The sequence below is a fragment of the Aeromonas sp. HMWF016 genome, from assembly GCF_963878195.1.
Classification (GTDB): domain Bacteria; phylum Pseudomonadota; class Gammaproteobacteria; order Enterobacterales; family Aeromonadaceae; genus Aeromonas; species Aeromonas lacus.
Genome location: NZ_CAWNWX010000065.1, coordinates 70,124 through 94,750, shown reverse-complemented (window position 1 = coordinate 94,750; position 24,627 = coordinate 70,124). Strand labels below are relative to the sequence as shown.

At 56.9% G+C, this 24,627-nt stretch carries 24 protein-coding genes; 10 read left to right on the top strand and 14 right to left on the bottom strand.

The window, feature by feature from the left end:
- The first annotated feature begins 356 nt into the window (after positions 1-356).
- From AACS24_RS09760 to AACS24_RS09750, 3 genes are all read left to right on the top strand, one after another.
- On the top strand, positions 357-533 hold the full coding sequence (locus tag AACS24_RS09760) for a hypothetical protein (protein ID WP_181364361.1): 177 nt from the start codon (positions 357-359) through the stop codon (positions 531-533).
- 95 nt (positions 534-628) lie between these two features.
- A complete protein-coding gene (locus tag AACS24_RS09755) occupies positions 629-1,276 on the top strand; it encodes an AAA family ATPase (protein ID WP_033114791.1) in 648 nt (215 codons plus the stop codon).
- A 1-nt stretch (position 1,277) separates the two neighbouring features.
- Positions 1,278-1,646, top strand: a complete 369-nt coding sequence (locus AACS24_RS09750; protein WP_108573419.1) for a CopG family transcriptional regulator — start codon at positions 1,278-1,280, stop codon at positions 1,644-1,646.
- 721 nt (positions 1,647-2,367) lie between these two features.
- Here AACS24_RS09750 and hemN read toward each other — a convergent pair.
- The 4 genes from hemN to AACS24_RS09730 all read right to left on the bottom strand — a co-directional run bounded on the left by hemN (position 2,368) and on the right by AACS24_RS09730 (position 6,265).
- Complete coding sequence (gene hemN, locus AACS24_RS09745; RefSeq protein WP_108573417.1) at positions 2,368-3,741, bottom strand: oxygen-independent coproporphyrinogen III oxidase; 1,374 nt, start codon at positions 3,739-3,741, stop codon at positions 2,368-2,370.
- A 31-nt stretch (positions 3,742-3,772) separates the two neighbouring features.
- Positions 3,773-4,213 carry a DUF2489 domain-containing protein gene (locus AACS24_RS09740; RefSeq protein WP_108573415.1) on the bottom strand — a complete coding sequence of 147 codons (441 nt, stop codon included), beginning with the start codon at positions 4,211-4,213 and terminating at the stop codon, positions 3,773-3,775.
- A gap of 11 nt (positions 4,214-4,224) precedes the next feature.
- The gene (gene yihI / locus AACS24_RS09735; RefSeq protein ID WP_108573413.1) at positions 4,225-4,806 is read right to left on the bottom strand and encodes a Der GTPase-activating protein YihI; all 582 of its coding nucleotides are present in this window, start codon (positions 4,804-4,806) and stop codon (positions 4,225-4,227) included.
- An 841-nt stretch (positions 4,807-5,647) separates the two neighbouring features.
- Positions 5,648-6,265 (bottom strand): c-type cytochrome, encoded by a 618-nt coding sequence (locus AACS24_RS09730; protein WP_033114784.1) that lies wholly within the window; start codon positions 6,263-6,265, stop codon positions 5,648-5,650.
- 142 nt (positions 6,266-6,407) lie between these two features.
- Here AACS24_RS09730 and yihA point away from each other — a divergent pair, with 142 nt between their 5' ends.
- Complete coding sequence (yihA, locus tag AACS24_RS09725; RefSeq protein ID WP_108573409.1) at positions 6,408-7,064, top strand: ribosome biogenesis GTP-binding protein YihA/YsxC; 657 nt, start codon at positions 6,408-6,410, stop codon at positions 7,062-7,064.
- Positions 7,065-7,839: 775 nt separating this feature from the next.
- Here the strand turns inward: yihA and AACS24_RS09720 are convergent.
- The 9 genes from AACS24_RS09720 to AACS24_RS09680 all read right to left on the bottom strand — a co-directional run bounded on the left by AACS24_RS09720 (position 7,840) and on the right by AACS24_RS09680 (position 14,581).
- Positions 7,840-8,100 carry a DUF1488 family protein gene (locus tag AACS24_RS09720; RefSeq protein WP_108573407.1) on the bottom strand — a complete coding sequence of 87 codons (261 nt, stop codon included), beginning with the start codon at positions 8,098-8,100 and terminating at the stop codon, positions 7,840-7,842.
- Entirely contained in the window at positions 8,097-8,918 is an 822-nt protein-coding gene (gene aroE, locus AACS24_RS09715; RefSeq protein ID WP_108573405.1) for a shikimate dehydrogenase, read from the bottom strand. Before aroE ends, AACS24_RS09720 begins: the two co-directional genes overlap by 4 nt.
- A gap of 103 nt (positions 8,919-9,021) precedes the next feature.
- The gene (gene hemF, locus AACS24_RS09710; RefSeq protein ID WP_108573403.1) at positions 9,022-9,930 is read right to left on the bottom strand and encodes an oxygen-dependent coproporphyrinogen oxidase; all 909 of its coding nucleotides are present in this window, start codon (positions 9,928-9,930) and stop codon (positions 9,022-9,024) included.
- A gap of 102 nt (positions 9,931-10,032) precedes the next feature.
- Positions 10,033-10,593 (bottom strand): Sua5/YciO/YrdC/YwlC family protein, encoded by a 561-nt coding sequence (locus tag AACS24_RS09705; RefSeq protein ID WP_108573401.1) that lies wholly within the window; start codon positions 10,591-10,593, stop codon positions 10,033-10,035.
- A gap of 121 nt (positions 10,594-10,714) precedes the next feature.
- Positions 10,715-11,218: a 5-(carboxyamino)imidazole ribonucleotide mutase gene (gene purE / locus AACS24_RS09700; RefSeq protein WP_108573399.1), complete on the bottom strand. Its 504-nt coding sequence runs from the start codon at positions 11,216-11,218 to the stop codon at positions 10,715-10,717.
- A 74-nt stretch (positions 11,219-11,292) separates the two neighbouring features.
- Positions 11,293-11,850 (bottom strand): DNA topoisomerase family protein, encoded by a 558-nt coding sequence (locus AACS24_RS09695; RefSeq protein WP_108573397.1) that lies wholly within the window; start codon positions 11,848-11,850, stop codon positions 11,293-11,295.
- Positions 11,851-11,905: 55 nt separating this feature from the next.
- Positions 11,906-12,379 carry a DUF494 family protein gene (locus AACS24_RS09690; protein ID WP_041209503.1) on the bottom strand — a complete coding sequence of 158 codons (474 nt, stop codon included), beginning with the start codon at positions 12,377-12,379 and terminating at the stop codon, positions 11,906-11,908.
- On the bottom strand, positions 12,372-13,487 hold the full coding sequence (dprA, locus tag AACS24_RS09685) for a DNA-processing protein DprA (RefSeq protein ID WP_108573395.1): 1,116 nt from the start codon (positions 13,485-13,487) through the stop codon (positions 12,372-12,374). The genes AACS24_RS09690 and dprA overlap by 8 nt, the downstream gene beginning before the upstream one ends.
- 2 nt (positions 13,488-13,489) lie before the next feature.
- Complete coding sequence (locus tag AACS24_RS09680) at positions 13,490-14,581, bottom strand: LysM peptidoglycan-binding domain-containing protein (protein ID WP_108573394.1); 1,092 nt, start codon at positions 14,579-14,581, stop codon at positions 13,490-13,492.
- A gap of 108 nt (positions 14,582-14,689) precedes the next feature.
- Between AACS24_RS09680 and def the strand changes: the two genes are divergently transcribed.
- From def to AACS24_RS09655, 5 genes are all read left to right on the top strand, one after another.
- Positions 14,690-15,202: a peptide deformylase gene (gene def, locus AACS24_RS09675; RefSeq protein ID WP_041209500.1), complete on the top strand. Its 513-nt coding sequence runs from the start codon at positions 14,690-14,692 to the stop codon at positions 15,200-15,202.
- A 12-nt stretch (positions 15,203-15,214) separates the two neighbouring features.
- The gene (gene fmt / locus AACS24_RS09670) at positions 15,215-16,159 is read left to right on the top strand and encodes a methionyl-tRNA formyltransferase (RefSeq protein WP_108573392.1); all 945 of its coding nucleotides are present in this window, start codon (positions 15,215-15,217) and stop codon (positions 16,157-16,159) included.
- 60 nt (positions 16,160-16,219) lie between these two features.
- Positions 16,220-17,512 carry a 16S rRNA (cytosine(967)-C(5))-methyltransferase RsmB gene (rsmB, locus tag AACS24_RS09665; protein WP_108573390.1) on the top strand — a complete coding sequence of 431 codons (1,293 nt, stop codon included), beginning with the start codon at positions 16,220-16,222 and terminating at the stop codon, positions 17,510-17,512.
- A gap of 79 nt (positions 17,513-17,591) precedes the next feature.
- Positions 17,592-18,968: a Trk system potassium transporter TrkA gene (gene trkA, locus AACS24_RS09660; RefSeq protein ID WP_033114770.1), complete on the top strand. Its 1,377-nt coding sequence runs from the start codon at positions 17,592-17,594 to the stop codon at positions 18,966-18,968.
- 96 nt (positions 18,969-19,064) lie between these two features.
- Complete coding sequence (locus AACS24_RS09655) at positions 19,065-20,507, top strand: TrkH family potassium uptake protein (protein WP_108573388.1); 1,443 nt, start codon at positions 19,065-19,067, stop codon at positions 20,505-20,507.
- Between the two features lie 487 nt (positions 20,508-20,994).
- Here the strand turns inward: AACS24_RS09655 and typA are convergent, their stop codons facing one another.
- The gene (typA, locus tag AACS24_RS09650; protein WP_033114768.1) at positions 20,995-22,806 is read right to left on the bottom strand and encodes a translational GTPase TypA; all 1,812 of its coding nucleotides are present in this window, start codon (positions 22,804-22,806) and stop codon (positions 20,995-20,997) included.
- A 351-nt stretch (positions 22,807-23,157) separates the two neighbouring features.
- Here typA and glnA point away from each other — a divergent pair, with 351 nt between their 5' ends.
- Positions 23,158-24,567, top strand: a complete 1,410-nt coding sequence (gene glnA, locus AACS24_RS09645; RefSeq protein ID WP_041209494.1) for a glutamate--ammonia ligase — start codon at positions 23,158-23,160, stop codon at positions 24,565-24,567.
- Positions 24,568-24,627 lie beyond the last annotated feature (60 nt).

The window sequence follows — 24,627 nt, the reverse complement described above, 5'->3', positions numbered from 1 at the left end:
ATGAATTTACTATGCATTTAAATGAATAATGTCACCCTCTAACCTCCCCTATCCAATAAATAAAAAGTCACCCCCATTTCTCGCTCTGCATAATTGTTTTCTTGTCCCAGATCATGGCATTCACGCCAGCGTGGTCGCACTGCGGCTTATATCACTCCCCATCGTTTATCTGCTGTTCATTAATATGCAAAAAGTCAGCATCTTGGCCGCCAGACATTCAGAGCCTGACATCAGGTTCCTTTTGAGAGTTTTTTCATTGCCAGAATTTATTCGCTCTTCCTTGCGCTGGGTCGAACCTCGGCTTAACTCAAAAAGTGATCCAGATCACGTATGAATGGTGTTACCAAGGAGTTGTTATGAAAATGAAGTCCATGCTGCTGTTCGCAACCCTGTTGCTGCCTCTCGTACCCAGCCTCACGCAGGCCGAAGGAGCCCCGGCCGTGCCCATGGTGGTATGCCATGTCGACAAGGCCCCCCAGACGCTGGTACCCGACTATGTGTGCCGCTCCAGCGGCGGTAGTCAGCACTACTAATAGATTGGGCGGGAGGCAAACCACCTCCTGCCTTGTTATGAGAGCAGCCCCTCCTATACTGAAAACAGCGGTTTTCTCATGGATAGGGGAACGTCATGATCTTGTTGGTGGGCGGAGAAAAAGGAGGGAGTGGCAAGAGCTGCCTGGCGCAAAATCTGGCGGTCTACCTCAGATCCCAGTTTCAGGGGGAAGTTTTGCTGGTCGACTGCGATCCCCAGCGCACCACCTCCGACTGGATCCAGGAGCGCAACGACAATCCGGAACTGCCACAAATCAACTGCGTCCAGCTCTACGGCAATATCCGCAACGACCTGCTCAGCCTGAAAAACCGCTACGACTACGTCATCGTCGACTGTGGTGGTCAAGACAACCGGGCGCTACGTTCTACCATGGCAGTCGCCACCCACGCTCTTATACCGCTGCGCCCCAAACGCCGGGATCTCAAGACCCTGCCCCACATGGAAGATCTCATCACCACCTGCAAGATGGTCAACCCGACGCTCAATGCGGCTGTGGTGCTGACCCAGTGCCCTTCCCTGCCCAATCAGGTGAAACGGATTCTGGAAGCGAAAGAGGTTTGCTCCTCCTTTGGGGTAGATGTGCTTAATGCCATCACCTATGGCCGCAACGTCTACGACGACAGCGAGGAGAAGGGGTTGTCGGTGATGGAGATCGAGCCGGATGGCAAATCCGCCGAAGAGATCCGAGCCATTGCTAAAGAGTTCCTGCAAGTGGGGGTGTGAGATGGGTCTGGCCGATCTGAAGAAGAAGCACCAGTTGCACCACCAGAAGAACTTTACCGTCGACGAGTTTATCGAAGATGCGGAGTTCTACGCCAAAGGCAAGCCCAAGGTGGTCAGTCTGGAGCTGAGCCTGCACCGGGATGAAGCCCTGACGGCACTGGCCTTCATCGAGAGCGGTGAACACCTCAAGCCCAGTTACAAGAAGGCGACCTTTTCCATGAGTACCGTCGCCATCGATGAGCTGGGTAATCTGACCCAACAGGACGGCATGAACAAATCCCTGCTGCTGCGCCTCTTTACCCACTACTTCTCTTCGCTCACTCCGGAAGAGCGTCAGACCATCTACGAGCGCCTCAATCAGCGCTTCTGACCCCGCCTTTTCTTGCCCAAATTCCCCTTTTCCTGCTGGTGAAAGACACCACCATCAGGACGACATATTTGTTTCTAAAGCAACCATAATGCCGCGTAAGAGATCAGCCATTAAATATGTGAGCAATTCGCTCAAAATATTCTCGAAATAATCGGAAGATAGCGTCTTAAAAACAGCAGTAAACTTTAATAACATAATGTTTTATATCAAATAAATCGAAAGAGATTACTTTCGTTAACTATCAACACAAAAACGTTTTCCAGCTTGCCATTGTCGCCTCTCGGAAAATCCTTATAGTTACTCATGCACGGACGCAATGAAGTCGGTCAGGAAGACTGGCTGCCAGGGTTGGGCAAATGGACTAGTCACAGGACGTGGCAAAGGACACCTCCCAGGACGGAGAAAGTGCGACGGGAAAGGATGACTCGTCAGGCCAAGATGGCTAAAGGACACCCCAAAGGATTGGGAAGGGGAAACCTAAAGGAAGAGGTAAAAAGTCAGGGATTGCAGGGAGCAACTTCGTTCAAGGATATGAGCGATACGACTACCGGGGGCGACGCAAGTCGCCCCCATCTTTTTATCTGCGTTTCACCGGCCAATCGCTTGTCCCACCGCCGCGCCCTCTTGCCAAGACCTTCCAGAGTCACAGTTCAAGCACACTACATATGAAAAGGGCGCCACTGATGGCGCCCTTTTCTGTTTTCTGACCGGCAAGCAAACCTTATATCACGCGAGAGAACTGCTGCTGGCGAGCCTTGTTGCGCAGGTAGACGTCGAAGCACATGCAGATATTTCGGATCAACAGCTGCCCTGTGGAAGATACCTCAAGCCCGGCATCCGTCATACGCACCAGCCCATCGTCGATAAAGGTCTGTAGCAGCTTGAGATCCTCGGCGAAGTACTCTTTGAAATCCAAGCCAAATGTCTGCTCAATGGTGGCGAAGTTCAAACGAAAGTCGCAGATAAGCCGCTTGATCACTTCACGACGGATCAGGTCATCCTGATTGAGCGAGCACCCTTTCCATTGCGCATGCCCCAACTCCTCAACCTGAGCGTAATAGGTTTTGAGCTCTTTCTGATTCTGCGAATAGGCATCGCCGATCATGCTGATGGAGGAGACGCCCAGCCCAAGCAGATCACAATCCCCCTGGGTGGTATAGCCCTGGAAGTTGCGATGCAGCCTGCCTTCGCGTTGTGCCACAGCCAGCTCATCATCCGGCTTGGCAAAGTGATCCATGCCGATGAACTGGTAACCGCGACCGGTAAGGAACGCGATAGTCCCCTGCAACATAGCCAGCTTCTCCTGCGGAGCAGGCATATCCTCTTCCTTCAGCTTGCGCTGCGCAGCAAAGCGGCTGGGTAGATGGGCATAGTTGAAGATGGAGAGGCGCGCTGGATCTGTTTTGAGCACCTCTTCCAGCGTATGGTGGAAGCTCTCCCTGTTCTGATGCGGCAGACCATAGATAAGGTCAAGGTTGGTTGAACGAAAGCCCAACTCTCTAGCTCGTTCCAGCATGGCGCGAATGAAGTTGTTATCCTGCTCGCGATTTACGGCGACCTGCACATCCTTGTTGAAGTCCTGTACGCCGAGGCTGATACGGTTAAAACCGACTTCTCGCAACACATCCAGCATCGAAAGTTCTATCTCGCGCGGATCGACTTCGATACTGAATTCGCCCTCATCGGCAAAATGGAAGTGCTCACGCAGCATGGCCATCAGACGCCGGGTCTGGCTTTCATTGAGATAGGTAGGAGTGCCACCGCCCCAGTGCAGCTGGGTCACCAGCCGCTGTTTGAATAGCGGAGCCTGCGCCTTGATCTCCCGTTCGAGATAGTCGAGATACTCGTCAGCCTTGTGCTGATGACGGGTTATGACCTTGTTGCAGCCACAGTAGTAACAAAGTTTGTGGCAGAAGGGGATGTGAACGTAGAGAGAAAGATGACGCTCGGGGTACTGCCCGGCAGCGCGAACAAAATCCGGGTAACCGAAGTTCTCGTTGAACTCCAGTGCCGTGGGATAGGAGGTATATCTCGGGCCGCTGTAGTTATATTTTTCGATCAGGGCCTGATCCCACACAATCTGTCCTGCTTGCACGCTCGCTTCCTCTCTTTTTGTTATCAATGGCTTATCGGCTTAACTGAAAATCCTTCAGTTGTGCCACATCCTTGAGGATCTGGGCTTCCAGCTCGGCCTCATAACCGCTGAGCTCGAAATCCATCTTCATCACTTCATTGCGCTTGAGTGCACGCCGCGCCTCATGGGTCGGCATATCCTTCACCTTCTCGTATAACCCGTAGAGACCGGGAAATTCGCTGGCAAAAGGGCGCCCATCCTTGATCTGCAGCGCATCCAGCAGATTGGTCAGCCGAATGGCTCCTTCGGAGTAGTCGCACTGCCCCTCCTGCACCGCATGGGCAATGACCCGCACGCTCTCCAGGATTCGTTCATTGCGAGCTGCAATGGCCTGCCACTGCATCGCCTGCTGGCGTCGGAGTCTAGCCAGCAGCATACCTGCATAAATGGCCAGCCCGGACAAAATCAGGCCGCCCGACAGGGCGGCCAGCATCCATCCACTCATCACTTCTTCTTCGGCTCAGGCTTGGTCTCGGGCTGATAATCGACCTGAGTAAAGCGATCCCACAGCTCATCTTCAGAAGCCGGCTGGAACGACTCTTCATAGTCGCTCTCCTCGAAGGCTTCGTCAGCCTCTTCATCATCGTCGTTGTCGATGATGCCGAGCTCATCCATCAGCTCCTGATAACGATCAACCCGCTGGTCAACCCAGGCCTGCTCGGCCGCCTCCAGAGTTTCACCGGCATCGAGACGATCCAGCAGATCATTGAGACGGTCATCATTCTCGATGGATGCCAGCTCCTGTTCCGGAGTCATCACCAGCTTCTTCTCTTTTACCGCCTTGGATACGGTGGACTTGGCGCCCTTCTCTTCAACAATCAGAGCGACCGGCTTGCGTGAGCCGATACGCGGATCCTTGGCCTGTTTGCCGGCTGACTTGCCTTTCTGCTGCTCGACTTGCTGGCGAGAGCCCGCTTTCAAGCCCTTGCGCTTGGCCGCACGTTTCCGCTCACGACCTTCCTGAGCACTGGCTTCTGATTCTTTGCGCTTGCCAGCAGGCTTGCGATTGGGTTGTTTGGCAGACATGAATGGATAACTCCGAAAAATAACTGGATTGAGCCCGACTCCGGGATGATCTCACCCGGCGGGATGCAATTCTGGGGAACAGTGAAACCGGAACATCAGCAGGATCCCGCATCAATCCGGCCCTTTAGGGCCACTGAACACCGCAGGATCGGTATCCTCTGGGCATATTGCTGGTATTTTGACACAGAAAGGCTGATCGGGTTAATGACCCAATAAGAAAAAAGGCAGCCGAAGCTGCCTTGATATGTCTGTGTGAGGATCATCCTGAATGGCAAAACAGTCTGTTTTGTCCCGTCCATGACGACTTGTTGCCACATCATATCTTTATATGGTCATCCTGACCTTCTTGTGGTCGTTCCTGAATGTGCGTGTGCCTGTTTGACCCGCTCCGACCGCATCCTGCCATCGTGCCGGGGAGCCTGCATCCCGCAACCCCATCCCGCTCCGGAGATGGTCACCATCCTGATATTTCAATCCCTTGCCAGTTCTTGCGAACCCATGGCATCCCGCCATGCCAAACATCCTGTGCTCACAGCATCCCACTGTGAAACCACTATCCATTCCGTGGATAAATCCATTGAACTTAATGTATCAGCTCTATAAAGGCGCTCAATCTACCTGAATAGATCCCAATACCGCAGAAAACCGCAAGAAAAGCATAACAGATTGATAAATATAATTTATTTAAAATTTTATACAAATCTATGAGCCTTGGCCTGCTGCGAAAATGGAGGATCTCTTACATAACGAGAGGATTAAACCGAGAATGACGTGGAAACCATAAAAACAACGAGGAGCCCAAGCTCCCCGTTTCTCATCAATTGCAGGTAACGCAATCAGCTTAGTGCAGTCCGGCAACATACTTGGACAACACATCGATATCCTGATCAGTCAGCTTCTTGGCAACGTCGCGCATCATGCCATTCGGGTCGTTGTCCCGAGTACCGGCACGGAAACCGGTCAGCTGCGCTTTGATATAGGCAGGGTGCTGCCCGGAGAGACTGGGATATTTGGCCTGCTCAACCCCGGAACCTCGCGGTCCGTGGCAAGCAGTACAGGCTGGCAGGCCGCGACTCATGTCGCCACCCATATAAAGCGCCTTGCCTGCAGCAACAACGTCATCAGGAACGGCCACCGGAGTCACTTTCTGGCTGGAGAAGTAAGCCGCCAGGTCATCCATGTCCTGATCCGACAAAGGCAGAGCCATCGGCCCCATAACGGGCGCAACCCGACCAATTTGGCCAGAAGCGGCAGCCTTCAGTTCAACCAACTGCTTTTTGATATATGATGCGTGCTGACCAGCAATTTTGGGGTACATATCAATCAGGCTGTTTCCGTCCGGTCCATGACAAGCCGCACAAACTGCAGCCTTGGCCTGTCCCGCAGCGGCATCGCCTTTGGCTTGTGCCATCCCCGTTACGCCAACCATCAGAGCAAGAGTAATGACTAGGTTCTTCATGGCGTTCCAACTTTTAGTTATTAGGCTTCCAGATCCCATGCCGCTGAAGGCATGTTAAAATAAACGCGTTTAAGCGACGCCATTTTACACCTTTTTACAAAAAAGTAACTCTATAACCCTCTATCTCCATGGGGAATTTACGTTGGATACACAAACTCTCAATTTCAATAAGGTGCATTTTGTGACCAGCGCACCCGACATCCGCCACCTGCCGAATGATGGGGGTGTCGAGATTGCGTTTGCTGGCCGTTCCAACGCCGGTAAGTCATCTGCATTGAACACGTTAACCAAACACAAGAACCTGGCTCGAACCAGTAAAACCCCCGGCCGCACCCAGCTCATCAACCTGTTTGAGCTGGAACCGGGCAAACGTCTGGTCGACCTGCCGGGCTATGGTTATGCCCAGGTTCCACTGGAAATGAAGCTCAAGTGGCAAAAGTCACTGGCAGAATACCTGCAGCGTCGTGAGTCATTGAAAGGGCTGGTAATCCTGATGGATATCCGTCATCCGCTCAAAGATACCGATATGAACATGCTGGAGTGGAGCGCTCATCGCGAACTGCCGGTTATGCTGCTGCTGACCAAGGCCGACAAGCTGAGCCCTGGCCCGCGCAACAATCAGGTGATCAAGGTGCGCCAGGCCGTCGCCAGTCTGGGTTCCCAGATCCAGGTTGAAGCCTTCTCTTCCCTCAGCAATATCGGGGTAGAAAAACTGGCCCAGACCCTGACCAACTGGTATGTCGCCGGAGCCGATGACTCTCACATCGCAACGGATGAGCAAGAACCCGCCGGGGAGTGATCCACTCCTCGCTAGTCTCGCAATTGGCGGAGTCCCCCTCCGCTGATTGAAAGACTTTCAGATCCCTACAGCCCTCACAATCCAGCCAACACATCAGATATCACTCTTGGCAAGAGCGAGTTAGTGGTTGAAATTCATATAGATAGGAAATTAATTCTCGACAAGAATTAACCTTTCATGTTTTTGATATCGTTTTCATATCTGCCCCCATATAGGGGATGAAAATCACCAAAAACAACCAAAAATGAAATTTAATTACAGGTCTGGCAGAGAAGGGATAAAAATGAGGCCGGACGACAGTTCTGCCATCCAGCCTTAAACAATAAGTTCAAAAATTGGGAAGAAGCTGAATCTCGAGCACCAGACGACCGGTGTACCTCAAGAATCGACCCCATTTTAGCAAATGCATCGACAATTTAAAGCTTTTGCTCTAAATGCTGCGCATAAAAAAACACCCCGACGAGAAACTCATCGGGGCCGCTATTCAGCCACATTCAATTACGTGAAATAAAAGGTCTGAAAGATAGAACATCTTACCTCTGTACCCTACGCAGACAACTGTACAGCAAAGCAGCAAAAAGTGAAAGTAATTTATGTAATTTAGTTTCACGATTTTTTACTTTATAAAAAACACTTTTATTTCAAACAGATAAAAAAATCCCCAGTACGAATACCGGGGAGTTATAAAGGTGACTAGCTAGCACTTCCTCAACTATCAAGTTAGTCAGCAGAAAATCGACGAAGTTCCGCCGCAAAGGAAAAAAACTTTGAAGATCTACAGATAGATGGCACCATCTTCAGCAAATGATTGTTCTTCAATGAGTTTTTCTGCCAAATCCTCGATATCAAAACGCACGCTTTCGAATGCTCGCAGGATATCATCCTCTCGGCTCAAAGCCAGGCCAGTCATCTTCTCCAACCGACGCAGACTGATATAGCAGTTGATCAGAGCCCCCATCTGCTGGGCAGGAAAATGCAACCGCATCTCCTGGGCCTGCCACTCCATCAGATCAGGAAACAGAATACCCTGGTTCATATCACCCCCAAGTTACGCTTCAACTCTCTCAATACCTGTTTAGTCCCGGGACGGATTCCACGCCACACGGTAAACGCCTCGGCAGCCTGTTCGACCAGCATGCCAAGCCCATCCATGGTTTGACGGGCCCCATGTTGCTTGGCCCAACCAATGAAGGGGGTATCCGTTGCACCATACATCATGTCGTAGATGGCAATATCGGCGTGGATCAGACCGGGAGCCAGCGGCGGCAGCTCACCCTGCAGACTGGCAGACGTGGAATTAACAACAAGATCGAAATGACCGGACAGCTGTTCATACGTCAAGGCACTGACACTACCCAGATCGTGGAATTCGGCAGCCAGTTGTTCAGCCCGGGCATGGGTGCGGTTGACGATCACCACCTCGGCCGGATGCTCGGCCAGCAGCGGTGCCAGAGCACCTCGAGCGGCTCCTCCAGCCCCCAGCAGCAGGATACGGCTGCCGGTCAATGTCACACCATGTGCCTTGAGATCCGCCACCAGCCCGGCACCATCGGTGTTATCCCCAAGCAGCACACCGTCATCGGTCAGTTTGATGGTATTGACTGCCCCCGCCCGTTTGGCCCTTGGGCTCAGCCGATCAACCAGCGCGAATGCCTGTTCCTTGAACGGCACGGTGACGTTGCAGCCCTTGCCGCCCCGAGCAAAGAAGTCCCGCAGAGTGCGGGCAAATTCATCCACCGCAGGTTCAGCCAGCCCATACTCCAGCTCTTGCTGGGTCTGTCTGGCAAACAGGGTGTGAATGAAAGGGGATTTACTGTGGCGCACTGGGTGGCCAAAAACCAGATAACGATCCATCAAACAGTTCCTTTATAGGGCAATCTCCCGATTTAACGGTTTTTCCCCTGCAGGAACAAGTCGAATATCGGCCAACAAAAAGGGGCCGTTATGGCCCCTTCGTTCACAACCACTCGCGTGGCTTGAGGTAATCGCTGTAGAGCAAGGCTTCCGGACTGCCTGCTGCCGGTTGCCAGTCATACTCCCAGCGAGCCAGTGGCGGCATCGACATCAGGATCGACTCAGTACGGCCACCGGTTTGCAACCCGAACAGGGTGCCCCGATCGAACACCAGATTGAACTCCACATAACGTCCGCGACGATAGAGCTGGAATTCCCGCTCCCGCTCGCCATAAGCAAGATCTTTGCGTCGCTCGATAATCGGCAGATAGGCCGCAAGGTAGCCGTTACCCACCGCCTGCATAAAGGCGAAGCTGTCGGCAAAGGGCCAGCGATTCAGGTCGTCGAAAAAGAGGCCACCGACGCCGCGCGTCTCGTCCCGATGCTTGAGGAAGAAGTAGCGATCGCACCAGGATTTGAATTCCGGATAGATATCTGCGCCAAACGGCTGACAGAGGTCATGAGAAACCTGATGCCAGTGGCGAACATCCTCTTCGAACGGATAGAAAGGCGTCAGGTCAAAACCACCGCCAAACCACCAGATGGGCTCTTCGCCCTCTTTCTCGGCAATGAAGAAACGGACGTTGGCATGGCTGGTCGGCACATAGGGGTTGTGCGGATGGATCACCAGAGAGACCCCCATCGCCTCGAACTTGCGACCGGCCAGTTCGGGTCGATGAGCGGTGGCAGAAGCCGGCATGGCATCCCCATACACATGGGAGAAGTTGACCCCACCCTGCTCGATCACTGCACCATGGCGCAGCACGCGGGTACGCCCACCACCACCGCCTTCACGGCTCCAAGCATCTTCCACAAAGTGTCCGCTGCCATCGGCCTGCTCCAGGCCACGGCAGATCTCGTCCTGCAACTGCAGCAGAAAGGCCTTGACCCGGGCCACATCCGGTTTGCTCATCTTGTCTCCAGCTCAGGCGGGATCTACAGAGTCCCGCTCATTTTTTATAGTGATATTACAGGCGGGCTAGCCCGCCGGCATGGCCGCAAAGCGGTCTGCCACTCAGGAAGGGCGGATGATTGCGCCGCTTCTGGCATCCTTGATTTCGGAGGGGTTGGCTTGTCCACCCACCTCACCCGGCAGGATATAGGCCAGCTTGCTTGCCAGCAGTTCGCCGATATCGGCCACGCGGCGAGCCGGCTCTTCGCCAGTCAGGTTGGCACTGGTAGAGACCAGCGGCTTGCCAAAGGCCCGACACAGCCCTTGTACCTGCGGATGCGCCGTGACCCGCACTGCCAGCGTATCGAACTGACCGGTCAGCCATGAGGGAGTGTCGGGCTTGGCAGGCATGATCCAGGTAAAAGGGCCTGGCCAGCTGGCCTCAACCCGAGCCAGCTGCTCTGCAGTGAGTTGACTCAGGTCGATATAATCGAGCAGTTGCCCCAGTTCGGCCGCAATCAGGATCAAGCCCTTCTCCACCGGGCGCTGCTTGATATCGAGCAGACGCTGCACGGCCAGTTCAGAATCCGGATCACAACCCAGACCGAAGACCGCCTCGGTTGCATAGGCGATCACCCCTTCGTTGTTGAGCGCGGCAACCGCTTGTTCAAATTCGTTTTGCATCAGAAAAAATGCGGCAGTCCAGCTGCCGCCTCATCATTGGGTTGCTATCAACACAATGGCCGCCGCTGCAAACCCGGCATTCCGGAGAGAAGCACCGTGCAACAGGCGGCCACCTTGAAACTTACTTGAGCTGCGCCTGCAGGGCAGCATCTTTCGCCATCACCTCTTCGGCGCTCTTCTGGCGTTCGGCACGCACTCTTGCGGCCAGCTCGTCATCAGCGACAGCCAGCAGCTGGGCAGCCAGATATCCGGCATTCTTCGCGCCCGCCTTGCCGATGGCAACGGTCGCTACCGGTACGCCGCCCGGCATCTGCACGGTAGAGAGCAGTGCATCCAGCCCTTTCAGCGGGCCACCATCGATTGGCACCCCGATCACGGGACGCGTGGTGATACCTGCAACTGCCCCTGCCAGATGGGCAGCCAGACCGGCAGCACAGATAAATACCTTGCAGCCACGGGCCTCGGCATCGGTCACATACTGGTGGGTCGCAGCCGGAGTCCGGTGGGCTGAAGTCACTTTGACTTCCACTGTGATATCAAACGACTTGAGCACCTCAAGGGTGGTTTGCATCACGGGAAAATCAGAATCAGAGCCCATCAATACGGCAACAAAGGGTTTATTCATGGTGGGAATTTCCTTACTCCAAGTGGGGGGTTGAAGTTCACCGAAAACGTTTGAATTCGCTTAAGGCGGCGGGATTATACCCGCTCACTTTGATGGCCGCATTTCTTTTGCGGACAGACCCAGCGCAGCGTTCCCCTCACCTTTTTCTCGACCATGATCCCCCAGCCACACTCCGGGCAAGGCATCGGGATCGGCTTGTCATTCACCACATATTTGCAATGGGGATAACCATCACAGGAGTAAAATTGCTTGCCGTAGCGGGAGGTGCGGCTTACCAGATGGCCCTTGCCACACTCCGGACAGAGGATCTGGGTATCGTCGCTCTCCTGCAGGGATTCGATATGCTGGCAGGCCGGATAGTGAGTACAGCCGACAAACAGACCATAACGCCCCTTCTTGATCGCCAGCGGCTGACCGCATTCAGGACAGGCTGAGCCCTCGAGCACCTTCTCGATATCGCGGCCGGATGGCGTCAGGGAGCGAATATAGTCACAGGCGGGGTAGGCAGAACAACCGAGAAAGGGGCCATGCTTGCCCTGACGGATCACCAGCTCGGCCCCGCACTGCAGGCACGGCTCGCGCTCGAAGGCATTTTCGTGGGCTGAAAAGAGGTGATGATCGATTTTTGACATGGGCCGCGCCTTGAAATCCAGATGGTCTGAATTCTACCAGCGCGGCACCGGACTGTCAGTGAATGACGCCGTCTGACTCGTCAAACACCAGCTCTTCCATCTGCTGGTAGGCATTTTCACTGCCCGGCACGTTGAATAGTACCATCATGACGACCCACTTGAGGTCATCCAGCTCGATGTCCGGCTTATCCAGCTCAAGCAGGCGCTCGATGCAAATCTCGCGGGTCTCGGCGTTAAGCACCTGAGCCTGTTCCAAAAACAGCAGGAAACCGCGGCACTCGGTGCTGAGACGAGCCAGCTCTTGCGGAGCATAGATTCGCATAGAGCCTTGCGCGCTGGCGGCTACATAGACCTCCCGCTCGCTGTCATGCAGATTGGCCAGCCGCTCCAGCCAAGTCAGCGCCTTGTCGATCTCTTCCTTGTCGAAGCCGGCACGGCTCAGCTCGTCGGTGAGTTCATTCTGCTCGACCATCACATCTGCATCGCTGTGGATGTAGGTCTCGAAAAGGTACATCAATACATCAAACATGATTCACCCTCCTCGCTCTGACGTATCCACCGGCGACCGCCATCACTGCTCCGGCCAGCTCCAGCTCTACCAACCTGCCTAATACCACTTCAACAGGAAGCTGGGCCCGCTCGGCGACGGTATCCACACTTGTGGTCTCGTAATCTACGTTATCCAACAAATCTGCATAAGGCAATTCGCTATTATGCGATTGCTCAGATGATACGACCGGTTCCGGCAATCGCACTGCCCATTCGGGCAGCTCTTCCACTATATCGGCCGCACTCAACACAAGTTTGGCCCCCTGCTGAATTAATTTATTGCACCCGGTTGCCTGCCCGTTTTGCGGCGCACCGGGCACCGCAAATACCTCGCGGCCCTGCTCCAGCGCATAGCGCGCCGTAATGAGCGAGCCACTCTGCTCGGTTGCCTCAACCACCAGAGTGCCAAGGGATAAGCCACTGATGATACGGTTGCGGCGGGGAAAATGTTCAGCCAGCGGCCCTTTGTCCGGCGCCAGCTCGGAAATCAATACGCCGCCCCGCTCGAGTATCGCCGCCGCCAGCGCTTGATGACGTTTGGGATAGAGCTGATCCAGCCCTGACCCCAGCACCGCCAGGGTCATGCCTCCGGCGGCCAAGGCCTGCTGATGGCAGACGCCATCGATGCCAAGCGCCAGACCCGAGGTGATCGCCAAACTGCAACCAACCAGCTCGCTACAAAGACGGGCTGCATTATCCTTGCCTGCATAGGTTGGATGGCGGGTTCCCACCATCGCCAGCTGTGGAAGGGACAGCGCTGCAAGCTCACCACGGCAGTAGAGCAGCAAGGGGGCGGCAGGGATCTCCCTGAGCAAGGGAGGGTAAGCGGAATGATCCTGCGGGAGCAGGGTATTGCCGGGCTGGGTCGCCCACATCAGGCTCTGCTCGACAACAGGTGATGGCCAGCGCAATTGGCGGATCTGCTCTGGCGACAGCCCCATCTGGTGCAACTGCGTTTCGTCACACTGAAACAGCTGCTGAATATCGCCGCCAACCCGCTCCAGCAGACGGGCTACTGTTACCGGGCCGATACCGGCGACAGCATCCAGCGAAAGCCAGAGGGCAAGGCGCTCGTCGGAATAGTGCACGGTCAGAAGTGAGTTACCTGATAACCAGTACTCACCATGTCCTTGCTCTGCATGATGAGGCCGTAACTCAGCTTGTCATATACCTTGAACAGCATGACCCGGGCAATCGCTTCGGAAGGCAGTGGCGCCTTTTTGTTGCTGCTGTAAAACACCTTGTTGTAGCCCGACGATAGCTCTTTGTACTGGACAGTACCGTTCTTGGTCACCAGTGCCGCACCGGGACGGCGAATATCGAGCACATCACCCGCCGACAGCTGATCCCGACTCCCTTTGTTGATGAGCACCACATCGAACTTGCCGCCGCCTCGCGCCTTGCTTGGCAGGTCGACGATATAGCCCGGCTGGATGGCAGGAGCCGCCTTTGGCATGAATACGGCAGGCATGCTCTCCTGCTCGGGTAGCGGCATCACCTTGTCACCCTGCAACACCTCCCTCTGGTTGTGAGTCAGAGTCACTTCGGTGCGATCACCATCCAGGCGCGCCACTGCGCGAACGATACCGGTTAGCACGGCCTCCTGCCCAAGCAGTTCGCCCGTATCGCGATCCTTATAGATTGCGCCGGGGTGGTACACACCATACATCTGGCCAGGGGTCAAAGTCCCCTGCACATAGAGGGTGTCCCCCTCCAGCATGCCGATGTGTTTTTCATCCGACCCCAGCAGATAGGGCAGTTTCTTCCCCTGCTGAGCGTTGGCAAGAATATGGTCGGTCTGCAAAAACGGGCCTATCTCGCTGATGGGAAGGGTGGGAATGGGATTGGCTTTGCTCTCGTAGCGGTTTTTCGGGCTCAGGCGGATGACCTGCTTGCCCCCTTGCATCGCCTTGCCAAGACGGGGTTCGCCATTGACCCAGCTCAGTTGCAGCACGTCACCCGGGTAGATCCAGTGCGGGTTGGCAATCTGCGGATTGATATTCCAGAGACGGGGCCAGAGCCAGGGCTCAGAGAGATATTTGCCGGAGATATCCCACAATGTGTCACCTTTTTGCACGACATAGCTCTCGGGATAGCCGGTTTTAAGCCGCAGCTGGTCGGCCAGCAGAGTCGGGCTCGCGGCAACCAGCAGACAGGCCAGGATGGTTCGCTTCAGATACATAACACTCCCTGTTACTTCTGCGCGCAAAGTGTTGCTGTTTTTTGTCGGCGTAAATGACTAGAATTACGCCAATATTGACTGCATTTATACGAAACTAAAGAAAAAACTATGGCCATTCTAGATGTATTGCGTTTTCCCGATGAGCGCTTGCGCACCGTCGCAGCCCCTGTCGAGACCTTTACACCCGAGTTACAGCAAATTGTAGATGATATGTTCGAAACCATGTACGCAGAGGAAGGCATCGGCCTGGCTGCAACACAGGTGGACATTCATCAGCGCATCATAGTGATCGATGTCTCTGAAAACCGTGAAGACCCTCTGGTATTGATCAATCCGGAAGTCATCTCCCAGTGTGGCAGCACCGGCATCGAAGAGGGTTGCCTCTCCGTGCCGGGCAGCCGTGCTCTGGTGCCGCGCGCCGAACAGATCAAGATCCGCGCGCTGGATCGCCATGGCAAGCCGTTTGAACTGGAAACGGACGACCTGCTCGCCATCTGCATCCAGCACGAGATGGATCACCTGATGGGCAAGCTGTTTGTGGATTACCTGTCCCCGCTCAAGCGCCAGCGCATTCGTCAGAAGCTGGAAAAGATGGCCCGTGAAGATCGCAAAGCCCTCTGAGGATCTGCCCCGTTGAATAAGTTGAAACTGATTTTTGCCGGTACTCCCGACTTCGCCGCCCGTCACCTGGCGGCGTTGTTGTCTTCCGACCACGAGGTCGTCGCCGTTTATACCCAGCCGGACAAGCCCGCCGGTCGCGGCCAGAAGCTCACCGCCAGCCCGGTCAAAGAGCTGGCGCTGACTCATAATCTGCCGGTTTATCAACCGGCTAGCCTGCGCAAGGAAGAGGCACAAGCCGAGCTGGCAGCCCTTGGCGCCGACCTGATGGTCGTGGTGGCCTATGGCCTGATCCTGCCCAAGGCCGTGCTCGATACCCCGCGTCTGGGTTGCATCAACGTCCATGGCTCCCTGCTGCCACGCTGGCGCGGTGCCGCACCGATCCAGCGCTCCATCTGGGCGGGCGATGCCGAAACCGGCGTCACCATCATGCAGATGGATGTGGGGCTGGATACCGGCGCCATGATCCGCAAAGTGACCTGCCCCATCGCCGCCGACGAGACCTCCGCCAGCCTCTATGACAAGCTGGCCGAGCTGGGCCCGCAGGCGCTGGTCGACACCATCGACGCCATGGCCGCCGGCGACACCGCGGCCGAAGTGCAGGACGATGCGCTGGCCAACTACGCCGAGAAGCTCTCCAAGGAAGAGGCCCGCATCGACTGGTCGATGGACGCCGTTGCCATCGAGCGCTGCATCCGCGCCTTCAATCCCTGGCCTATCAGCTGGTTCGAAGTGGCTGACCAGACCGTCAAGGTATGGCAAGCCGCCGTCATCGACAGCGACCATGGCCAGAACGCCGGAACCCTGCTCAAGGCCGACAAGCAGGGGATCGATATCGCCACCGGCAAAGGGGTACTGCGCCTGCTGACCCTGCAGCCGCCCGGCAAGAAGGCGATGTCCGTGACGGATCTGCTCAACTCTCGCCGCGACTGGTTTGAACCCGGCACGCAATTGAATTGAACTGGATTGAATTGACACAAGCGGGGCCCAGGCCCCGACTTGCGCATCTAAGGTAACACTATGAAAACACGCGCACAGGCTGCTCTCGTTATTCAACAGGTGCTGGATCAGGGCCAGTCCCTCTCCGCCGTTCTGCCTGCTGCCCAGGAGAAGGTTGCGCCCCGCGATCGCGCCCTCCTGCAAGAACTCTGCTACGGTACCCTGCGCTGGCTGCCCCGCCTTGATGCGGCGGTCGGCGAGATGATGGACAAGCCGCTCAAGAACAAGAGCCGCATCTTCCACTACCTCATCCTGGTCGGCCTCTACCAGCTCATCTACACCCGCATTCCGGCTCACGCTGCAGTGGCCGAGACCGTCAACGCGGTCAAGCTGCTCAAGGGCACCTCCCTGCGTGGCCTCATCAACGGCGTGCTGCGCAACTTCCAGCGCAGCGCCGAAGTGATTCTGCTGCGTATCGACCGCGTGCCGAGCGTGCGCCTCGGTCACCCCGAGTGGCTCACCAAGCGCCTGCGTCAGGCCTATCCCGATGAGTGGGAATTCATCATGGAGGCGAACAACCAGCGCCCCCCCATGTGGATCCGCAACAACAGCCAGCGCCAGAGCCGCGAGCAGATGCTGGCCCGCATGGCCGAAGCCGGCATCAATGCGGTGGCCGGTGAAGAGGGTGAGGATTGCATCCTGCTGGAACGTCCCTGCGACGTGACCAAGCTGCCCGGCTTCGAGGTCGGCGACTGCTCGGTACAGGATGGCGCAGCACAACAGGCCGCCGCCCTGCTCGACCCGCAACCGGGTGAGTGGGTGCTGGATGCCTGCGCCGCCCCCGGCGGCAAGACTGCCCACCTGCTGGAGCGTCAGCCCAAGCTGGCCGGCGTAGTCGCCGTCGATGCCGACGAGAACCGCCTCAAGCGGGTGCAGGAGAACCTGGATCGCATCGGCCTGAATGCCAAGGTGATCCACGGCGATGCCGCGGCACCGGAACAGTGGTGGCCGGAGGGCCAGTTCGACCGCATCCTGCTGGATGCCCCCTGCTCCGCCACCGGCGTTATCCGTCGCCACCCCGACATCAAGTGGTTGCGCCGCGATCAGGACATCCGCGAGCTGGCCGAGCTGCAACGCCGCATTCTGAGCGCCCTCTGGGGCAAGCTGAAGAGCGGCGGCACCCTGCTCTACGCCACCTGCTCCGTCCTGCCGGAAGAGAACCGCGAACAGATCCGCGCCTTCCTTGCCGCGACCAAAGATGCCAAATTGGTACCGTTGCACGAACAGGACACCCCGGATTGCCCGGGTCGCCAGTTCCTGCCGGGTGAAGCCGAGATGGATGGCTTCTACTACGCCAAGCTGGTCAAGCTGTGACGCTGACATGCTTCTTCCGGGGCAATCGCCATGCTGGCGGAATGCCCCTTTACTGCCTCAACGTGAGTAGACGTTCCCTATGAAAATCATCATTTTGGGAGCCGGCCAGGTCGGCGGCACTCTGGCCGAGAACCTGGCCGGAGAGAACAACGACATCACCATCGTCGATACCGACAGCGAGCGCCTGCGCGAACTGCAGGACAAGTTTGACCTGCGGGTAGTCAACGGCCATGGCGCTCACCCCAAGGTGCTGCGCGAAGCGGGGGCTCAGGATGCCGACATGCTGGTCGCCGTCACCAACAGTGACGAGACCAACATGATCGCCTGTCAGGTGGCCTACTCCCTGTTCAACACCCCGAACAAGGTGGCGCGGATCCGCTCGCCCGCCTATCTGACCGAGCGGGATCGTCTGTTCCTGCCCGAATCGGTGCCGGTGGATCACCTGATCGCGCCGGAGCAACTGGTGACCGACTATGTGCGTCGTTTGATCGAGTATCCGGGTGCCCTGCAAGTGGTTGATTTCGCAGGAGGTCGCGTCGGTCTGGTGGCGGTCAAGGCCTACTACGGCGGCCCGCTGGTGGGCAATGCCCTCTCCACCCTGCGCGAGCACATGCCCAACATCGAGACCCGGGTGGCGGCCATCTTCCGTCAGGGCCGCCCGATCCGCCCGCAAGGCACCACCATCATCGAAGCGGATGACGAGGTCTTCTTTGTCGCCGCCGCGGGCCATATCCGCGCCGTGATGTCGGAGCTGCAGCGCCTCGAGAGCCCCTACCGTCGCATCATGATCGTCGGTGGTGGCAACATCGGTGCCGGTCTCGCCCGTCAGCTGGAGAAGCGCTACAGCGTCAAGCTCATTGAACGTAACCAGAAGCGGGCGGAGCAGCTCTCCGAACTGCTGGAGAACACCATCGTCTTCTGCGGCGATGCAGCGGATCAGGAGTTGCTGGCCGAGGAACATATCGACCAGATCGACGTCTTCATCGCCGTCACCAACGAGGATGAGGCCAACATCATGTCGGCGCTGCTCGCCAAGAAGATGGGCGCCAAGAAGACCATGGTGCTGATCCAGCGCGGCGCCTACGTCGATCTGGTGCAGGGCGGTTCCATCGATATCGCCATCTCGCCGCAGCAGGCCACTATCTCGGCCCTGCTGACCCACGTGCGCCGGGCCGATATCGCCAACGTCTACAGTCTGCGCCGCGGCGCCGCCGAGGCGATCGAGGCGATTGCCCACGGCGACGAGAACACCTCCAAGGTGGTCGGCAAGACGGTGGGCGAGCTCAAGCTGCCGCCGGGCACCACTATCGGTGCCGTGGTGCGCGGGGATGAGGTGCTGATCGCTCACGATCGCACCAGGATCCAGCAGGATGACCACGTGGTCATGTTCCTGGTGGACAAGAAGTACATCCCGGAAGTGGAACGGCTATTCCAGCCCAGCCCCTTCTTCCTGTAACGGGCCCATGGCCGCTCACTGTCACGCCAGACCCGGCTCAGCCCCACCAGAGGGATGGTCCGGGTCTTTTTTCAATCACCGACCAGGTTATCGAACATGATCAAGCTGCGTCCCATCATCTTTACTCTCGGGCTGGTGCTCTCCAAGCTGGCGCTCTTCATGTGGCTGCCGACCCTGCTGGCCCTGCTGACCGGTTCCGAGGGGTTCGTCGAGTTTCTCAAATCGGTGCTCATCACCCACGGCGCCGCCCTGCTCTGCCTCCATTACGGACGCAAGGCGGAGTTCCATCTGGGAGTGCGGGAGATGTTCCTGCTCACCACCTCGGTCTGGGTGGTGGCCTGTATCTTCGGCGCCTTGCCCTTTGTCTTCATCACCCACATCAACTTTACCGACGCCTACTTCGAGACCATGTCCGGGGTAACTACCACTGGCTCTACCGTGCTCTCCGGCCTCGACAACATGGCTCACAGCATCCTGCTGTGGCGCTCCATCCTGCAGTGGTTGGGCGGGGTCGGCTTTATCGTGATGGCGGTGGCGGTGCTGCCCTACCTCAACGTCGGCGGCATGAAGCTGTTCCAGACCGAGAGCTCGGACTGGTCGGATAAAAGTGCGCCACGGGCCAAGACGGTCGCCAACAACATCGTAGTGGTCTATCTGGTGCTCTCCATGCTCTGCATGATGGCCTACTGGGCCAGCGGCATGACGCTGTTCGAGGCGATCAACCACTCGATGACCACCCTCAGTACCGGCGGCTACTCCACCTCCGATCAATCCATGTCCCACTTCTCCAACTCGGCACACTGGATTGGCACCCTGTTCATGTTCCTCGGCGGCCTGCCCTTCCTGCTCTACGTGCAGAGCCTCAACCACCGGGATTACAGCCTGTTCAAGGATGCCCAGGTGCGCGGCTTCTTCTGGCTGGTGGTGTGGGTCACCGTCATCATGACCTTCTATCTGTGGGAGCGGAACCTGTTCGACTTCTGGGATGCCCTGCGCATCAGCTGCTTCAACATCGTCTCGGTGCTCACCACCACGGGCTTTGGCCTCGGTGACTTCGGCACCTGGGGGCCGCTGGCCAGCATCACCTTCATCGTGCTGCTGGCGCTTGGCGCCTGCTCGGGCTCGACTGCGGGCGGCCTCAAGATCTTCCGGGTACAGGTGGCCTTTGCCCTGTTCAAGAAGCAGATGCGCCAGCTGATGCACCCCTCCGGCGTATTTCCCCAGAAGTACAACGGCCGGACGGTCAACGACGCCATCATCCGCTCGATGATCTCCTTCGTGCTGGCCTACTTCGCCATCATTCTGGTGATCGCGGCGCTGCTGGCCGCCATCGGGCTCGACCCCCTCACCTCCATCTCCAGCTCCATCACCGCGGTTGCCAACGTGGGGCCAGGGATGGGGCCGGTGGTGGGCCCCAGCACCAACTTCGCCAGCCTGCCCGACTCGGCCAAGTGGCTGCTGTCGTTCGGCATGCTGCTGGGCCGACTGGAGATCCTGACGGTCGCGGTGCTGTTCTTCCCCTCGTTCTGGCGCCAGTAACACGCAAGTAGCGACGCCCTCCACCGGTTGATAGCAACCGGTGGAGGGCGTCGTCTTTTATGCCCCCGGATCGGGCACAGCCCTGTAACGGCCTGGCATAAGCCGCAGAGTGCTTCAGGCAGCCGAATTCGTTCGCATAAGATAAAGTTGGGCCATTAAGGCTAAATCCATAAATTAAATTTATAGCGATTGATTTGGCTCACTCATAAGGCCCCGCCCCTGCCAGCAGGCCCGGTAAAGCCATCTTCCGATCTGCAGAGCCCTGCTTTCAGAACACGCCCACAGCCCCAGCCATGGCGAGCCAGATACAACTCCAAAACGAATGCCCATTGATAGCCTGTCACGCTCGGCAGCAGCGTTTATCCGCAAAGCAAGGTGCAACCGAACAGCCCAGCGCAGATAAAAAAAGGCCCAAACCGGAGGTTTGGGCCTTTCTATCAGCGAATCGTCAGCAGCCGCGAGGGCTACCGAGACTCAGCACATGGGATTAACCACGGCCAGAGCGCTTGCGATCCAGCTCGGTCAACAGCTTCTTACGGATACGGATGCTCTTCGGAGTCACTTCTACCAGTTCATCGTTGTCGATGAACTCGAGAGCCTGTTCCAGAGTCATGCGGATCGGCGGAGTCAGAACCTGAGCTTCGTCGGTACCGGAGGCACGCATGTTGGTCAGCTGCTTGCCTTTCAGGCAGTTAACAGTCAGGTCGTTGGAACGGGAGTGGATACCGATCACCTGGCCTTCGTACACTTCGGTCGCGTGACCGATGAACAGACGACCGCGGTCTTGCAGACCGAACAGGGCGTAAGTCAGTGCCTTACCGGTAGCGTTGGAGATCAGCACGCCGTTCTGACGCTCACCGATGCTGCCACCCTTGTGCGGACCGTAGTGGTCGAAGGTGTGGTAGAGCAGACCGGTACCGGAGGTCATGGTCATGAACTCGGTCTGGAAGCCGATCAGGCCACGGCTCGGGATCATGAAGTCCAGGCGGACACGACCCTTGCCATCCGGGGTCATGTTGGTCATTTCGCCCTTACGCAGACCCAGCTGCTCCATCACGGAACCCTGGTGCGCTTCTTCAACGTCCACAGTAACGGTTTCGAACGGTTCTTGCAGTTCGCCGTCAACGGTACGCAGGATTACTTCCGGACGGGATACCGCCAGCTCGTAACCTTCGCGACGCATGTTTTCGATCAGGATGGAGAGGTGCAGTTCACCACGACCGGATACGCGGAACTTGTCCGGATCATCAGTCTCTTCCACGCGCAGGGCCACGTTGTGGACCAGCTCCTGGTTCAGACGCTCCAGAATGTTGCGGGAGGTCACGAACTTGCCCTCTTTACCGGCGAACGGTGAGGTGTTGACCTGGAAGGTCATGTTCACGGTCGGCTCGTCGACGGAGAGCGGCGGCAGCGCTTCAACAGCACCGTTGTCGCAGATGGTGTCGGAGATCTTCAGCTCGCCCAGACCGGTGATGGCGATGATGTCGCCAGCTTGCGCATCGGCAACTTCGGTACGGGACAGGCCCAGATAGCCCAGCACCTGACCGACTTTACCGTTGCGGGTCTTGCCGTCGGCACCAACGATGGTGACCTGCTGGTTGGTCTTGACGCGACCACGAGTGATACGGCCGATACCGATAACGCCCACGTAGGAGTTGTAGTCCAGCTGGGAGATCTGCATCTGGAAACCACCGTCAGCATCAGCCTTCGGCGCTTCAACGTTGTCGACGATGGCCTGGAACAGCGGCTCCATGTTCTCGGACTCGACGTCCTGATCCATGGTGGCCCAACCGTTCAGTGCAGAGGCGTAAACCACTTTGAAGTCCAGCTGTTCGTCAGTTGCGCCCAGGTTGTCGAACAGGTCGAATACCTGATCCATTACCCAGTCAGGACGAGCACCCGGACGGTCAACCTTGTTGATGACCACGATCGGCTTCAGACCCTGAGCGAACGCTTTCTGGGTCACGAAACGGGTTTGCGGCATCGGGCCGTCAACGGCGTCAACCAGCAGCAGCACGGAGTCAACCATGGACAGTACGCGCTCTACTTCACCACCGAAGTCGGCGTGACCCGGGGTATCAACGATGTTGATGCGGTAGTCATTCCAGCGGATCGCAGTGTTCTTGGCGAGAATGGTGATGCCACGTTCCCGTTCCAGATCATTGGAGTCCATGATCCGTTCCTGGCCTTCCGTGGAGCGGTCCAGGGTACCGGACTGCTGCAGCAGTTTGTCCACCAGCGTCGTTTTGCCGTGGTCAACGTGCGCAATAATCGCAATATTGCGTAAATTCTCTAACATTCTCGCCTCAATCACCGGGTAAAATTGGGCGCTAATTGTACTCTTGCCTTTGTGATCTGCCTAGCAGAATTGCAGTACATTCGCGCATGACAACGGATCTGGATCATAGACCTCGTCTGTAAACCCTGCTTATATGGGGTGCGACCGCATCTTGCGCACTATTTCAGTGCACCAAAACGATCCACAGTCGCACCCTTTTGATGCAACACCAGTCGAGATTGCCTGCTTTTGGGGAACCACCGAGACGGGATTGCCCTGAAATCAGGCTGTCACAAACTTGGCACGATACTGGCTTATGTGAATACGACGACGCATTCACCCAGAGAGTTTTAACACCGGAGGTTATTTAGCATGTCAGTCCAGAACGTTTTGGCCCTGATCCAGGAACACGAAGTCAAGTTTGTTGATCTGCGCTTTACCGACACCAAGGGCAAAGAGCAGCACGTATCCATCCCTGCCCATCAGGTTGATGAAGATTTCTTCGAAGACGGCAAGATGTTCGACGGCTCCTCCATCGGTGGCTGGAAAGGCATCAACGAATCCGACATGGTACTGATGCCGGATGCCGCCTCCGCCAAGCTGGATCCCTTCACCGAAGAGACCACTCTGAACATCGTGTGTGACGTGCTGGAGCCTGCCACCATGCAGGGCTACGACCGCGACCCGCGCTCCATCGCCAAGCGCGCCGAAGATTTCCTGAAGTCCAGCGGCATCGCTGACACCGTGCTGTTCGGGCCGGAGCCGGAATTCTTCATGTTCGACAACATCACCTTCTCCAATACCATGGGCCACAGCTTCGTGAAGATCGAATCCGAAGAAGCTGCCTGGAACTCCGGCACTGCCTATGAGCATGGCAACAAGGGTCACCGTCCGTTCGTGAAAGGAGGTTACTTCCCGGTTGCGCCGGTTGACTCCTCCCAGGACATCCGTGCCGCCATGTGCTTGGTGCTGGAAGAGATGGGCCAGGTTGTTGAAGCTCACCACCACGAAGTGGCTACTGCCGGTCAGAACGAGATCGCTACCCGCTTCAATACTCTGACGCTGAAGGCGGACGAAGTGCAGGTGCTGAAGTACGTGATCCACAACGTAGCCCACGCCTACAACAAGACCGTCACCTTCATGCCGAAACCCATGTTCGGTGACAACGGCTCCGGCATGCACTGCCACCAGTCTCTGGCCAAGAACGGCGTCAACCTGTTCGCCGGCGACCTGTATGGCGGTCTGTCCGAGATGGCGCTGCACTACATTGGCGGTATCATCAAGCACGCCAAGGCCATCAACGCCTTCGCCAACCCGACCACCAACTCCTACAAGCGTCTGGTTCCGGGTTATGAAGCACCGGTCATGCTGGCCTACTCTGCCCGCAACCGCTCTGCCTCCATCCGTATCCCGGTGGTACCGAGCCCGAAAGCCCGTCGTATCGAAGTGCGCTTCCCGGATCCGGCTGCCAACCCGTACCTGGCCTTCGCTGCACAGCTGATGGCCGGTCTGGACGGTATCATCAACAAGATCCATCCGGGCGATGCCATGGACAAGAACCTGTACGACCTGCCGCCGGAAGAGGCTGCAGAAGTACCGACCGTTGCCGGCTCTCTGGACGAAGCACTGGCCGCTCTGGATGCAGACCGCGAGTTCCTGACCCGTGGTGGCGTGTTCAGCGATGACTTCATCAACTCCTACCTGGAACTGAAACAGCAGGATGTTGACCGTGTGCGCATGACCCCGCACCCGCTGGAGTTCGAGCTGTACTACTCCGTCTAAGCCGGGAACAGCAGTCCAGTTAATCGGACCAGCTTGCCCAATCGTGACAAAACCCGCCAT